General features: G+C 69.1%; 6 protein-coding genes and 2 pseudogenes. 5 read left to right on the top strand and 3 right to left on the bottom strand.

Features of this window, described 5'->3' with window-relative positions:
- Positions 1-226 precede the first annotated feature (226 nt).
- The 3 genes from uvrA to ACG0Z3_RS13805 all read left to right on the top strand — a co-directional run bounded on the left by uvrA (position 227) and on the right by ACG0Z3_RS13805 (position 9,095).
- On the top strand, positions 227-5,854 hold the full coding sequence (gene uvrA / locus ACG0Z3_RS13815; RefSeq protein ID WP_394398323.1) for an excinuclease ABC subunit UvrA: 5,628 nt from the start codon (positions 227-229) through the stop codon (positions 5,852-5,854).
- A gap of 101 nt (positions 5,855-5,955) precedes the next feature.
- Positions 5,956-6,348: a hypothetical protein gene (locus ACG0Z3_RS13810; RefSeq protein WP_394398321.1), complete on the top strand. Its 393-nt coding sequence runs from the start codon at positions 5,956-5,958 to the stop codon at positions 6,346-6,348.
- Between the two features lie 92 nt (positions 6,349-6,440).
- Positions 6,441-9,095 (top strand): S9 family peptidase, encoded by a 2,655-nt coding sequence (locus ACG0Z3_RS13805; RefSeq protein WP_394398754.1) that lies wholly within the window; start codon positions 6,441-6,443, stop codon positions 9,093-9,095.
- A gap of 114 nt (positions 9,096-9,209) precedes the next feature.
- On the opposite strand, the pseudogene ACG0Z3_RS13800 reads toward ACG0Z3_RS13805, so the two are convergent.
- Both ACG0Z3_RS13800 and ACG0Z3_RS13795 read right to left on the bottom strand, forming a co-directional pair.
- Positions 9,210-9,296 (bottom strand): annotated as a pseudogene (locus ACG0Z3_RS13800) (PEPxxWA-CTERM sorting domain-containing protein); the annotation flags it as partial.
- A gap of 54 nt (positions 9,297-9,350) precedes the next feature.
- Positions 9,351-10,739: pseudogene (locus tag ACG0Z3_RS13795) on the bottom strand (choice-of-anchor I family protein); the annotation flags it as partial.
- A gap of 339 nt (positions 10,740-11,078) precedes the next feature.
- On the opposite strand from ACG0Z3_RS13795, the gene ACG0Z3_RS13790 reads away from it, so the two are divergent.
- Positions 11,079-11,255, top strand: coding sequence for a hypothetical protein (locus ACG0Z3_RS13790; RefSeq protein ID WP_394398319.1), 177 nt, complete (start codon positions 11,079-11,081; stop codon positions 11,253-11,255).
- A gap of 88 nt (positions 11,256-11,343) precedes the next feature.
- Entirely contained in the window at positions 11,344-13,668 is a 2,325-nt protein-coding gene (locus ACG0Z3_RS13785) for an ATP-binding protein (protein ID WP_394398317.1), read from the top strand.
- A gap of 22 nt (positions 13,669-13,690) precedes the next feature.
- On the opposite strand, the gene ACG0Z3_RS13780 is transcribed toward ACG0Z3_RS13785, so the two are convergent.
- On the bottom strand, positions 13,691-14,575 hold the full coding sequence (locus ACG0Z3_RS13780) for a carbonic anhydrase (RefSeq protein ID WP_394398315.1): 885 nt from the start codon (positions 14,573-14,575) through the stop codon (positions 13,691-13,693).
- Positions 14,576-14,619: the final 44 nt, after the last annotated feature.

Raw genomic sequence — 14,619 nt, 5'->3', positions numbered from 1 at the left:
TTGCCTAGAGTTGTCCATCCCATGTCCTTGATTTGCGCTTTTTTCTTATGTCCCCTGGTGGGGGGTGGGCGATTGTTGCCGCAGGCGCTGCTGCCGCGCAACCACAGGGGCCGTCAAAATCACCGAGCCTTGGTCCGGCGCGTAGGCTCGGCAAGCGGGTCGTGCTGACAGTTTTCGTCGAAGCGCGTCCCTACACTGCTGGCCTTCGTCGTTTTGGCCCCCTTCCATGTCTGACGGTCTGATCCGCATCCGAGGCGCTCGACAGCACAACCTCAAGAACCTCGATCTCGACCTGCGCACGGCCGAGTTGACCGTCGTGACGGGCCCCAGCGGCTCGGGCAAGTCCAGCCTGGTGTTCGACACGCTCTATGCCGAGGGCCAGCGTCGCTATGTGGAGACCTTCTCCGCCTACGCGCGCCAGTTCCTGGATCGCATGGACCGCCCGGCGGTGGACAAGGTGGATGGCGTGCCGCCCGCCATCGCCATCGACCAGACCAACCCGGTGCGCACCAGCCGCTCCACGGTCGGCACCATGACGGAGCTCAACGACCACCTGAAGCTGCTGTACGCCCGCGCGGCGGAGCTTTTTGACCGCCAAACGGCGCTGCCCGTCAGGCATGACACCGCGCAAAGCATTTATGCGGAACTGATGGCGCGTGCCGAGGCCGCATCGGACCCCAGGATGGTGCTGACCTTCCCGGTGGAGCTGCCGGCCAACACGACGGCGGCGCAGGTCGAGCAATGGCTGTCGGCCAGCGGCTTCACGCGCGTGCAGGCCGAGCGAGAGGTCGACGGCAAGAAGGTGCTGGACGTGGTGGCCGACCGCTTCCGCATCCTGGGCGCCGGCAAGCAGCGGGCCATGGAGGCCATCGAGCTGTCGCTCAAAAGAGGGTCAGGCCGGCTGAGCGTCTACGTGGGTGACGAAGGGGCCACGCTGTGGCGGTTTTCCACGGGTCTGCACTGCCCGGAAAGCGACATCCGCTACGCCGACCCGCAGCCGGCACTGTTCTCGTTCAATTCGGCGTTCGGCGCCTGCGAGGCCTGCCGCGGCTTTGGCCGCGTCATCGGTGTGGACCTGGGGCTGGTCATTCCCGACGAGCGCAAGACGCTGCGCAACGGCGCCATCAAGCCCATGCAGACGCCGGCGTGGAAGGACTGCCAGGACGACCTGCTGAAGTACGCCGGCGAGGCCGGCATTCCGCGCGACACCGCGTGGAAGGACCTGAGCGCGGAGCACCGCCGCTGGGTCATCGACGGCACGCCGAACTGGAACGGCAACTGGAACAAGCAGTGGTACGGGGTCAAGCGCTTCTTCGACTACCTGGAGAGCAAGGCTTACAAGATGCACATCCGCGTGCTCTTGTCCAAGTACCGCAGCTACACGGAATGCCCGTCGTGCCGCGGCGCGCGTCTGAAGACCGAGGCGCTGCTGTGGCGCGTGGGTGCCAAGGCGCTGGCCGACGCAGCGTTGCCGGCCGGCCAGCGTTTCCTGCCCGTCGGTGTGGACTGGACGCGTGATCAACTGGAAGCGCTGCCGGGCCTGAGTCTGCACGACCTGATGCAGCTGCCCATCCAGCGCCTGCGCAATTTTGTCGACGGCCTGCAACTGCCCAGCACCATGCTGGACGAGGCACTGAAGCTGCTGCTGGACGAGATCCGCCACCGCAGCCGCTACCTGTGCGATGTGGGCCTGGGCTACCTGACGCTGGACCGCCAGAGCCGCACGCTGTCGGGCGGCGAGGTGCAACGCATCAACCTCACCACTGCTTTGGGCACCAGCCTGGTCAACACGCTGTTCGTGCTGGACGAGCCCAGCATCGGCCTGCACCCGCGCGACATGAATCGCATCGTGCAGGCGATGCAGCGGCTGCGCGATGCCGGCAACACGCTGGTGGTCGTGGAGCACGACCCCGCCGTCATGCTGGCGGCCGACCGGCTCATCGACATGGGCCCCGGCCCTGGCGAGCGCGGCGGGCAGATCGTGTTCGATGGCACGCCCGAATCCATCCGCGCAGCGGACACGCTGACCGGCGCCTACCTGGGCGCCCGCAAGCATGTGGGCATGGGCTTGAAGCGCCTGGTGGAAGACAGCACGCCCAAGCTCATCCTGCAGGGCGTGCGCGAGCACAACCTGAAGGACGTGTCGGTCGAGTTCCCGCTGCAGCGCCTGGTCGTCGTGACCGGCGTGTCGGGATCCGGCAAGAGCACGCTGATGCAGGACGTGCTCTACCCCGCGCTGGCCCGCCAGTTCGGCAAGGCCACCGAGACGCCCGGCACGCACGAATCGCTGCTGGGGGCGGACTTCCTGGCCGACGCGGTGTTCGTCGACCAGTCGCCCATCGGCAAGACGGCGCGCTCCAACCCGGCCAGCTACGTGGGCGCGTTCGACGAGATCCGCAAGCTGTTCGCCGTGGCCCCGCTGGCGGTCGAGCGCAGCTACAGCGCCGGCATGTTCAGCTTCAACGCCGGTGATGGCCGCTGCCCCACCTGCGGGGGCTCGGGCTTCGAACACGTGGAGATGCAGTTCCTCAGCGACGTCTACCTGCGCTGCCCGGATTGCGATGGCAAGCGTTTCCGCGCCGAGATGCTGGACGTGAAACTGTCGCTGAAGGATCGGGAATTGAGCGTCTCCGACGTGCTGGAGCTGACGGTGGCCGAGGCGGTGCACCTGTTCAGCGAGCACCGCGCCGTCCTGACCAAGCTCCAGCCCATCGTTGACGTGGGCCTGGAGTATGTGCGCCTGGGCCAGCCGGTGCCCACGCTGTCGGGTGGCGAGGCGCAGCGCCTGAAGCTCGCCGGCTTCTTGGCCGAGGCGGCATCCAACCCGCGCTTCGGCGTGGCCAAGAAGGGCACGCTGTTCCTGTTCGACGAGCCGACCACCGGCCTGCACTTCGACGACATCGCCAAGCTGATGCGCGCGATGCGCAAGCTGCTGACAGCGGGCCATTCGCTCATCCTCATCGAGCACAACCTGGATGTGATCCGCGCGGCCGACTGGCTCATCGACTTGGGCCCCGAGGGCGGCGATGCGGGGGGCGAAGTCGTCTGCGTCGGCACGCCGGAGGCCGTGGCCCAGCATCCCACCTCTCACACTGCGGCGGCGCTGCGTGACTACGCACTGCACATGGACCGCCCCGCCATGGCCGTGGAGGAAGGGCGCCCGCTGCAGCAGCTGATCCAGGCGCGCCGCCAGGCCGACGAGGCCATCAAGATCGTCAACGCCCGCGAGCACAACCTCAAGGGCGTGACGGTGGAGGTCCCGCGCGGCAAGTTCAACGTGGTGACCGGTGTGTCCGGCTCGGGCAAGAGCACGCTGGCCTTCGACATCCTGTTCAACGAAGGCCAGCGCCGTTACCTCGAATCGCTGAACGCCTACGCGCGCAGCATCGTGCAGCCGGCCGGCCGGCCCGAGGTGGACGCGGTGTGGGGCATTCCGCCCACCGTTGCCATCGAGCAGCGCCTCTCGCGCGGGGGGCGCAAGAGTACGGTCGCCACCACCACCGAGGTCTGGCACTTCCTGCGCCTGCTGTACGTGAAGCTGGGCGTGCAACACTGTGTGCACGACGGCGCGCCGGTGCGCCCGCAGAGCGTGGAAAGCATCGCCGCACAGCTGATGCGCGACTACCGGGGGCAGCACGTGGGCCTGCTGGCGCCGCTGGTGGTCAACCGCAAGGGGGTCTACACCGACCTCGCCAAATGGGCCAAGGGCCGGGGCCACACGCACCTGCGCGTGGACGGCGAATTCCTGCCCACGTCGCCGTGGCCGCGCATCGATCGATTCAAGGAACACACACTGGAGCTGCCGGTGGGCGATCTGGTGATCAGCCCGGACAAGGAGCCCGAGCTGCGCGAGCTGCTGGCCAGGGCGCTGGACGCCGGCAAGGGGGTGCTGCACCTGCTGGCGCCGCTGGATGGCCTCAACCTGGAAGACGGCGGCACGGGGGCCGGCGTCGGCAGCGTCAAAGTGTTCTCCACCAAGCGCGCCTGCCCGGCCTGCGGCACCAGCTACCCCGAGCTGGACCCGCGCCTGTTCTCGTACAACTCCAAGCACGGCTGGTGCCCCAGCTGCGTGGGCACGGGCCTGAGCCTGACGCGCGAGCAGCGCAAGGCGCTGGACGACAGCGCGCCCGCCGACGACAACCGTGGTCGCGAGCAGAGTTTCCCGTCGGAAGAGGCCGAGCTGGAAGGCCTGACTGACGCGCCGTGCCCGGATTGCCATGGCACGCGCCTGAACGCGACGGCGCGCTCGGTGGAGTTCGAGGACAAGGCCATTGGCGAGGTGGCCTCGTGGAGCGTGGGCCAGGCGCGCGCCTGGGTGCAGAGCCTGCACCTGGAAGGCCGCGACGCTGACATCGCGCGTGACGTGGTCAGCGAGATCCTGGGCCGGCTGGAGTTCCTGGAGGAGGTGGGCCTGGGCTACCTGACGCTGGATCGTGCCGCGCCGACGCTGTCGGGCGGCGAGGCACAGCGCATCCGCCTGGCCGCGCAACTGGGCAGCAACCTGCAGGGTGTCTGCTACGTGCTGGACGAGCCGACCATCGGTCTGCACCCGCGTGACAACCAGATCCTGCTGAAGGCCTTGTCCACGCTGGGTGACAAGGGCAACACGCTGGTGGTGGTGGAGCACGACGAGGACACCATCCGCCGCGCAGATCACATCATCGACATTGGCCCCGGTGCCGGCAAACGCGGCGGCCGCGTCGTGGCGCAAGGTACCGCCGCGGAACTGGCGGCGGTGGAGGACTCCACCACCGGCCGCATGCTGGCCCACCCGCTCATCCACCCGCTGCAGGAACGCCGCGCCATAGCCCCGACGGCGCCCAAGCTGACCGTTCTGAACGCCGCGCTGCACAACCTGCAGGGTGTGACGGTGGACGTGCCGCTGCACCGGCTGGTGGCGGTGACGGGGGTGTCGGGCTCCGGCAAGTCCACGCTGGCACGCGACGTGTTGCTGGCCAACATGGCGGTGGCGGTTCCGCTGCGCAAAGCGCCGGCCAAGTGGCAGGGCTGTGATGGCATCACGGGCCATGAGCAGGTCGACCGCGTGCTGGAGGTCGACCAGACCCCCATCGGCAAGACGCCGCGCTCCTGCCCGGCGACCTACATCGGCTTCTGGGATGCCATCCGCAAGCTATTCGCCGAGACCTTGGAGAGCAAGGCGCGCGGATATGCGCCGGGGCGCTTCAGCTTCAACACCGGCGAGGGCCGCTGCCCGGGTTGCGAAGGTCAGGGCATGAAGACCATCGAGATGAGCTTCCTGCCGGATGTGAAAGTGCCATGCGACCAGTGCCACGGCCAGCGCTTCAACCCCGAGACGCTGGGCGTGAGCTGGCGGGGAAAGAGCATCGGCGACGTGCTGCAGATGGAAGTGGACGAGGCGGTGGCGTTCTTTGCGTCCATGCCGTCCATCGCCCACCCGCTGCAGTTGCTGAAGGATGTGGGCCTGGGCTACCTGACGCTGGGCCAGCCGTCGCCCACCTTGTCCGGTGGCGAGGCGCAGCGCATCAAGCTCGTCAGCGAGCTGGTCAAGGTGCGCGACGACGTCACGCGTCGCGGCCAGAAGGCACCGCACACGCTGTACGTGCTGGACGAGCCGACGGTGGGCCTGCACATGGCCGACGTCGAGAAGCTGATCCGCGTGCTGCACCGGTTGGTGGCGGGCGGGCATTCGGTCGTGGTCATCGAACACGACCTGGACGTCATCGCCGAGGCCGACTGGGTGCTGGACCTGGGGCCGGAAGGCGGCACCGCCGGCGGCCGCATCGTCGTTGAAGGCACGCCGGAGCAGGTCGTGGCGAGCGGCAGCCACACTGGCGTTGCGCTGGCGCCGGTGCTGTCGCGCGAGGCGGGCTGAGGACGCTTCGGCTTTTCCGAAGCGGCGCTGCGAGGCCTGCTGCTGTCTAGGCCGGCCCGGCCCGCGCACACTGTGGGCTCTGTCATACGAAAGGGATGGCCATGATCTTGCTGGGATGGATGCTGGTGTTGCTGTTGCTGGCGCTGTGGAGCGGGCTGGTGTGGTCGGGCGAGGCGCTGCTGGCGGCGGTGCTGTCTCACGCCGGCAACCTGGGCTCGGGGGACTGGAGCCTGCCTGCCGCGTTGACGGCCTGGCTGCCCGTGCCGGTGACCGAGTGGCTGGCCGGCACGCTCGAAACGCTGACGCCCCAGTTGCAGGCACTGGTTGGCACGCTGCCGTGGCTGTCGGGCGGCGTCACCGTGCTGGCGTGGGTGGTGTGGAGCGTGGGCGCGCTGTGCCTGTTCGGCATCGGCGTGGCCATCCATGTCGGCGTGGCGCTGTGGCGCAAGTCGAGAAACTCCACGCTGCAGCCCTCTGTCATCGCGCTGCGCTGATGGCCGGCGTGACGAACGGGTTGGGCGACGCTCTTTCCTAGAATGCGTCGCCCCTAACCCTAGGGGGCAATTCAGGAGACCCCTTGAAGCCCGTGACTTTCGCTGCCGTTGGCAGCCTCGCCCTTGCATTGGCCATTGCGGCCGCCATGCCGCTGCAGGCGCAGACAGCGCCCGCCCAGGTTGTTCCCACCCTCGAACAGATCTTCCGCGCCCAGCCCTACCGCAACGATCCCGCCAAGGACGTCGCCTTCAGCCGCAGCGGCCGCTACCTGGCCTGGCTGTGGAGCCCCTTCGGCGAGCCCGGCAGCGACCTCTGGGTGCACGACACCCGCACGGGCAAGACCACGCGCATCACGTCGCCCGCCGTCATGGCGGCCTTCGACGCGCCGGAAGACCTGGCCCGCTTCGACAAGAAGCTGCAGCAGCGCAACACCGAATACGCCGAGCGCCAGGAGCGCGAAGTGGCGCAGCAGGCCTACCTGCGTGGCGAGCCGGTGGACCTGTCGCAGTGGGAAACCGCGGCGCTGGCCGTCGTGAAGCAGGAGCTGGCCGACAAGAAGGCCAAGGACGACGCGCAGAAGGCCGCCGAGAAGGCCGAGGCCGACGCCGAGAAGCATGCCGCCGCCGTTCTGGCCGCGCAGCGTGCGGGCAAGCCCATCCCAGCGGCGCCTGCCGCGTCTGCCGCCGACAAGAAGGCCGAGGACAAGCCCCGCGAGCTGTGGGAGCTGCGTGATGAGCTGAAGAAGAAGCAGGCCCGCGACAAGCTCAAGCCCACTGACCTCTACCCCGGCGCGGCGCAGTTCGCGTGGGCGCGCAAGGCCGACGAGTTGGTGTTCCAGTACCGCGGCGGGCTGTACCGTTGGAAGGCCGGCGACGCCGCGCCGGCGCAGGTGGTGGCCACGCAGCGCGACCTGCGCCTGGTGGGCTACACCGCCGATGACACGGCGGTGCTGTTTGCCGACGAGACCCGCGTGTTGCGGGCCGGGCTGCGGCAGCCGGGCGTGCAGGTGGTCAACCGCGAGCTCATCCATCCGGATGACGAGCAGAAGAAATACAAGATTGCCGAGACCGTGGTCAGCGAGGACGGTCGCTGGATGTCGCTGGTGGCGCGTGCGCTGGCGCGGGGCGCTGATGACAAGGCCCCGGCGCCGACCGGTCGGCAGGTGGAGATCATGAGCTACGGCGAGCGCTGGGCCACGGCTAAGAAGGTGCCGCGCGAAGTGTCGGATGACAAGCGCAGCGTGCCGCCCATGGCGCTGTACATCCGCCAGGTGCCGGCTGCCGGCGAGGCGCCGCGCCAGCAGCCGGCACCGGTGTTCACGAACAACGGCGGCGATGTGTGGTTCGAGATGAGCGACGTGGCCTGGGCGCGCGACGGTAGCCGCTACGCGTTCACGACCTGGGAGCGCGAAAAGGAGCTGCTGCGCGTCTACGTTGGCAGCGCGAGCGAGAACGCCAAGCCCGAGCTGGTGCTGGAGCGGCGCGGCGATGTCGGCCATGAGGTGGTCAACGTCATCAAGCCGCGCTTCACGCCGGACGGCAAGACGCTGGTGCTGGTGCTGGACGAATCCGGTTGGCGCCTGCCCTACGCCATCGACGTGGCCACGCGTGCGCTGCGGCCGCTGGTGAAGGGTGCGTTCGAGGCGCACCAGATTGCCGGCTTCACGGCCGACAGCAAGGCGCTGTTCGTGCTGGCCAACCAGGGCGACACGGCGGCAATGAACCTGCTGCGCGTGGACCTGGCCAGCGGCACCACGCAGGCGTTGGGCGCGGCCGGTGAGTTCCACCGCGCGGCCGCCGCGTCCGAGGACGGCCGCTGGGTGGCTGCCAACGCCGGCAACTGGGCGCAGCGCCCCGAGCTCAAGCTGCTGCCCACTGACGGCAAGGCCGCCGCGCGCACGCTGACCGACAGCAGCGACAAGGCCTGGAACGACCTGAAGCTGCTGCAGCCCGAGCGCTTCGCCTACACCAACCGTCACGGTGACCGCATCGAGGCCTATCTGTTCAAGCCCGCCGGCTGGCAGGCCACGGACAAGCGGCCTGGCGTCGTCTACGTCTACGGTGGCCCGCTGAACGACCGCCACATCGTGGAGGTGGACAGCTTCCAGAACACGGCCTACCTGTTCGGCCAGTACATGGCGGCGAAGCATGGGTTCGTGACCATTGCGGTTGACCCGCGCGGCCACAGCAACTACGGCCGCAAGTTCTCCGGCGCCAACTGGGAGCGCCCCGGCGAGCCACAGAGCGAGGACCTGGAAGACCTCGTCAAGCTGCTGCCCGGCTACGGCGTGGACACGGCGCGCGTGGGCCTGAACGGCTGGAGCTTCGGCGGCTTCCAGACCCAGTACACGATGTTCACCCGACCCGACCTGTTCGCTGCCGGCATTGCCGGTGCCGGCCCGACGGAATGGGAGAACTACAACAGCTGGTACAGCGGCCGCACCATTGGCAAGGTCGACCGGACCAAGCCCGTGCTGCGCAAGCATTCGCTGCTGCCGCTGGCCAAGGGCCTGCGCAAGCCGTTGCTGCTGGTGCACGGCATGCAGGACCCCAACGTGCTCTACCAGGACACCGTCAACGTCTACCGCGAGCTGCTGGATGCCGGCAAGGATGCTTTGGTTGAGCTCTACCTCGACCCCGACGGCGCGCACGCCATGGGCGGCGTCGTGAAGCCGGCCGGCTGGCACCGCAAGTACGAGTCGTTCTGGTTGAGGACTTTGGCCCCTCGTCCGGTCGAGCCGCGCTGAACGCGGGCTGGCCCGGTCGGCCCCCCGAGGGGGCGGCGATGCAAGCCGCATCGACCGGCTTGCACATCGCTCAACGGGCCGGCTTGGGGCGGCCCGGCGCTCGGCCCGCCTGAATCACCTGCGGCGGCGGCGCGCCGTGGCGCCGATGACGCCCAGGCCGCCCAGCAGCAGCGCATAGGTGCTGGGCTCGGGCACCGGTGCCAGTGCGAACAGCGCGGTGCCGGCGTTCACGCCGTCAGCACCCTCGGCCGACACGGCCAGGTAGTGCATGCCGTCCATGGTGAAGCCGGTGAGACCCTCGGGGGCGATGGCGCCGGTCATGGTCAGCATGCGCACGAAGCTGGTCTTGCTGGGGTCGTTGACGTCGATGTCGAACACCGCGACGGCGCCGGTCGTCGTGCGCTCCAGGCCGATGAAGGCGAAGGTCTTGCCGCCGATCTCCATCAGCACCACGCCCTCGGGCTCCACACCCTTGTCGCGGCTGCGGCCGTCGTTGTAGAGGCCCAGCGCATGGGCCTGGACGTCCAGGATGTTGCCGCTGTCGTAGACGAGGTTGCCGTCGGCATCGCGGATGGAGAAGGAGCGGGCTCCGGCGGCGTAGAGGTCGCCTGCCGACGAGTCCGTGGCGGAGACGCGCAGCGGATCAAGCACGCCCGTGGCGCCCAGTGACTTGCCGGTGATGCGGTCCTTGTCGTCCTCGCGGAAGTCGCCCTCGTTGGCCATTACGACATAGGTCTTGCTGCCGGACTGGAAGCTCGCCATGCCGTCGGGCATGTACAGGCCCTTGGCGGCAACGGTCTGGAAGCTGACCGTGCCGTTGTTGCTGGTGTCGATGGCATTGGCGGCCTGCGAGAAGTCCTTGGCGCCCAGGCCCACGACCTTGGTGAACTGGCCGCGTTGCAGGTCCAGCACGCCCATGGCGTTGGCTTCCTGCAGGCTGACGTAGGCCTGCGTGCCAGCCTTGTTGACGGTGATGTACTCGGGCTCGAAGTCCATGCCCGTGCCGGTGCGGATATGGCTGCCGGTCTGGGCCACGCCGGCCAGCGTCGCGGTGGCCGTGACCGTGCGGCTGGCGACGTCGATGATGCTGACACTGCCGACCGGGTCATTGGCGCTGCTGCCGAACACCTGCGGCACGCTGGTGCCGATGCGTGTGCCGTAGGTGGTGGGCGTGCCTTCGTTGGCCACCAGCAGGCGGCTGCCGTCCGGCGTGAAGGTCAACATGTCGGGCAGGGCGCCGACGGTGATGTTGTTGGCGCCGGCGAGCAGGCTGCGGCTGGCCGTGTCGTACAGCTGCACGAGGCCGGGCAGCGTGCGATCGCTGGCTTCGAGGGCGAAGGCAGCCACGCCGTTCTTGATGGCCACGCTGTTGATCGAGCCCCAGGCGCGGGTGTCGATGAAGCTCAGGGAGGTGCCGGTGCGGGCGTCCAACACATTGACGCCGCTGACGCCTGAGACCCACAGCGTCTTGGTCGCGGCGTCGAAGGCGACGATCTCGGACAGGAAGCCAGCCGGCGCGCTGGTGTGCGTGACGCCCCACAGCTGGCGGGCATCGTCGAGCAGGCCGGTCGCCCCGGCGGCGCTGGCGCCCAGCGTGAGGGCGAGGGAGGCGGCCAGGGCGGGGAGCGTGCGGGTGGGTTTCATGGCGAGGGCAGGGCTGGGGGCAGAACCGCGCATGCTGTGGCGTCGCCGTGACGCGCGCATGACACTGGCGAGCCGTCCCACCCGAAACCGGCGGGCCGGCGCGGCGCGCGGGGGCGGGCGGGCGTTCCTGTCGGGGTTTGTCCGCACAAATCACGGCGTTGCCATGTCGGTGTGCCGCTCAGAATGCCCGGGAGCTATCGTTTCTGCTGAAATTTCAAGTCGTTTGCGTCCGCCGGTTCTGCGCTGTCCGATCGGACGGCCGCTGGGCCCCGCGCGCCTTCATCAGAGGCTGTTCACCATGAAATTCTTGTGTCCCATCCCCCGCAGCAGGAGACAGCGATGAAGACGCTCGCCAAACGGTGGATTGCCGGCCCGTGCCTGCTGCGCGAGGCGGCTGGCGATGAGCTGGGTCAGGCCTCGCTGGCCGGCATCATGGGTGGCGCGTTGCTGAAGGCCCGGCTGGGCGACAGGCCGGTGGGCAGCGCGCTGGAGCCCCAGTTGCCGGGCAGGGGCTGAACTGCCCGTGCGACAAGCTGCAGCGCCGCGCGTCGGCGAGGTACGCTGTTCACCCCATTCACCTGCTTGTGCGTCAGCCTGAGCCATCTTGACCCGCAAGCCCTATTCCTCGTTGTTTGCCGCGCTGGCGCTGGGCGCCAGCATCGGCCTTCTGCTGCCGGCGCTCATCGTGGGCGGCCTGTTCATTGGCCTGCGCGAGTCGCAGGTCACGGAGCAGGCGCTGCAGCGCGAGGTCGACGCCAAGCTGGACGTGCTGGCCTCCAGCCTGCCCGAGCTGCTATGGAACCTGGATGCCGTGGCCGCGCGCGAGGTCGTGTCGGCCATCGTCAAGTCGCCCGAGGTGGTGCGCGTCAGCATCAGTGATGCCTCTCAGGGCGTGCCCTTCATCGAGAGTGAACTGCCCGAGCGGCGCCGTGGCCGCACGCTGACCGGCGAGCGCGACGTGATGCGTGGCGCCACGCGCATCGGCAGCATCCAGATCGAGATCGACGACCACCTCAGCCGCGCCGCGCTGCAGCGCCAGCGCCTGTTGTACGGCGCCACGGTGGGCGGGCAGCTGCTGGTGTCGCTGGCGCTGGTGCTGTGGCTGCTGAACTCGCGACTGTTCCGGCCGCTGCGCGAGCTGGGCGGCTTTGCCAACGACCTGGCACAGGGTCGCTTCAATGCCAAGCTGCAGCTGGCGCGGCATGACGAGATTGGCCAGTTGGGCGGTCATCTGGAGCACATGCGGTCGGCGCTGCAGCGCCAGTTCGAGGAGCAGCTCGCGCTGATCGAGCGCCTGCGCGGCATGGCTGAGACGGTGCCCGGCGTGGTGTTCCAGCTGCGGCTGGCGGCCGGCGGCGAGTTCTCGTTCGCCTACGTCAGCGAGGCGGTGCGCGAGTATTTCCCGGTGGGGGGCGCCGAGCTGGGGCGCAGTGCCACGCCGTGGTTCGATTGCATCAATGCCGATGACCGCGCCCAGGTGCGCGAGGGTCTGCTCGCGTCGGGGCGCTCGCTGAGCCCCTGGCAGCAGGAGTTCCGCACGCCTCAGCCCGACGGGGCTGAGCGCTGGATTTACGGCAACGCCATCCCGCGCCGCGAGGCCGATGGCGGCGTGCTGTGGCACGGCTTCCTGACCGACATCTCACGCGAGCGCCGTGACGCGCTGGAACTGGAGCGCTACCGCCACCACCTGGAGGAGCTGGTGGAGGCGCGCACGGCCGAGCTGGCCGAGGTCACGCAGGCCGCCCAGTCCGCGAGCCGCGCCAAGAGTGCGTTCCTGGCCAACATGAGCCATGAGATCCGCACGCCCATGAACGCGATCATCGGCCTGACCTACCTCGCGCAGAGCGACGCGGTCGAGCCGGAGCAGCAGACGCGGCTGCAGAAGGTGGCCAATGCGGCCGAGCACCTGCTGAGCGTCATCAACAACGTGCTCGACTTCTCCAAGATCGAGGCCGGCAAGCTGCTGCTGGAGCGGCGCCCTTTCACGGTCGACCAGGTGCTGGACAACATCGTCAACATGACGGCTCAGTCTGCCGCCGCCAAGCGCTTGCGCGTGGAGATCGACATCGCGCCCGAGCTCAGCGGCCGCACGCTGCTGGGCGACCCGCAACGCATCGCCGAGGTGCTGCTCAACTTCGCCGGCAATGCCGTCAAGTTCACCGAGCGCGGTTTCGTGCGCCTGGCCGTGCGCCTGGAGGGGCCGGCCGATGGGGCGTCGCTGCCGCTGCGCTTCGAGGTGCAGGACAGCGGCATCGGCATCTCGGCCGAGGCCCAGACGCGCCTGTTCCGGGACTTCGAGCAGGCCGACAGCTCCACCACGCGCCGCTACGGTGGCACCGGCCTGGGCCTGGCCATCTGCCGCCGGCTGGCGGAGTTGATGCACGGCCGCGTGGGTGTGGACAGCGAGTTGGGGCAGGGCAGCCGATTCTGGTTTGCCTTGGCGGTGCCGGCTGTGGCGCAGGCGCTGCCCGCACCGGTTGTGTCGCCGCGGCTGCACTCGGCGCGTGAGCGCCTGGCGAACCTGGCGCGCAGCCAGCCGCTGCGCATCCTGCTGGCCGAGGACAACGCGGTGAACCAGGAGGTGGCCGTGGCACTGATCGGCAGCGCCGGCCTGCCGGTGGATGTGGCGGCCGATGGCCGCCAGGCCGTCGACATGGTGAGCAGCGGCCACTACGCGCTGGTCCTGATGGATGTGCAGATGCCGGTCATGGACGGGCTGGACGCAACACGCGCCATCCGCCGGCTGCCGCAGGGCGCCGAGCTGCCCATCCTGGCCATGACGGCCAACGCCTTCGACGAGGAGCGCCAGCGCTGCCTGGAGGCCGGCATGGATGACCACGTGGCCAAGCCCGTCGTCGCCGAGCAGCTGTTCGCGACGCTGCATGACTGGCTGTCCGGCGCGCGCCGCACGGGCCGCGGGCCGGCTTAACCCACGGCGCCGAGCCGGCGCCTCACTGCGATTGTTTGATCAGGCGGCCCGAGCCGGCCTGCAGCGGCCGCGCGTTCATCGGGTACAGGCGCGCAAAGACGCTGATCTGCTGCTGCGTCACGGCCACCGGCTGGCGCATCACCATCCACAGCACGCCCTCGCTGCAGGGCGGCGTGGTCAGCGAGCCCATGTAGGTGTAGTAGCTGCGCTGCTCGGGCAGCAGCTGGTTCAGGTCGATCTGCCCCTGCGCCGGCAGGACCTCGTGCTTCTCCAGAGGCAGGTTGGCCCACACCGACTGCAGCACCGGCTGCGGCTTGTCGTCGGCGCCGCGCTCCAGCAGCACGGCCACCACGGCAAGGCGACCCTGGGCGTCGCGGTGAACCAGGTGGGCCACCATGTCGAACTGCTTGCCGCTGACGCGCTCCTCGGCCGGGCGGTGGAAGTGGAACTGCACCAGCTCGTAGCGGCGGCCCATCACCGTGAGGCCGTTGCCGGCGGGGACGTTGACCTGCACCGTGTGGCCGTTGTCCAGCACCGAGAAGCTGCTGGGCCGGTAGTCGAAGGCGATGGTTTCCAGCTCCACGGCGATGCCGTCGCGGATGTCGATGGGGCTTTGCCGCGTGCCGACGGCGCAGAGCTTGTTGTCGGGCGAAAGCTCGGCCCAGCGGTCCGGGCCGACCTCGCCCGTGTAGCCCCAGTGCGCATGCGCGGCCGCCGCGTGCGGCGTGGCCTTGGCCGGCGGGCGCGCAGCAGCACGTGCGGGTTTGGCGGCAGCCGGCGTCTCGGCCTTGGTGGCCAGTCGCTCGGCCAGCCGCTGGCGCAGCACGTCCACGGGCTCCTTGGCGTCGTGCTGCGCCTGGGCGGCCAGGGCGAGCATGCACGCCGCAACGGTCAGCGGCTTCTTCATGTTCATCCTGCAGATTTCGGCCATTGCGGCGTCAGCTTGAGCGC

This window comes from Pelomonas margarita (assembly GCF_043555875.1).
GTDB classification, from domain to species: Bacteria; Pseudomonadota; Gammaproteobacteria; order Burkholderiales; family Burkholderiaceae_C; genus Pelomonas; species Pelomonas margarita.
The sequence above is the reverse complement of the archived record's forward strand: the minus strand, read 5'-3'. Positions and strand labels throughout refer to the sequence as shown.

What these genes read in the sequence shown, in the direction of transcription:
- ACG0Z3_RS13810 (WP_394398321.1), top strand. Translation starts at nt 5,956, where the DNA reads ATGATCTTGCTGGGATGGATGCTGGTGTTGCTGTTGCTGGCGCTGTGG.
- uvrA (WP_394398323.1), top strand. Translation starts at nt 227, where the DNA reads ATGTCTGACGGTCTGATCCGCATCCGAGGCGCTCGACAGCACAACCTC.
- ACG0Z3_RS13780 (WP_394398315.1), bottom strand. Translation starts at nt 14,575, where the DNA reads ATGAAGAAGCCGCTGACCGTTGCGGCGTGCATGCTCGCCCTGGCCGCC.
- ACG0Z3_RS13790 (WP_394398319.1), top strand. Translation starts at nt 11,079, where the DNA reads ATGAAGACGCTCGCCAAACGGTGGATTGCCGGCCCGTGCCTGCTGCGC.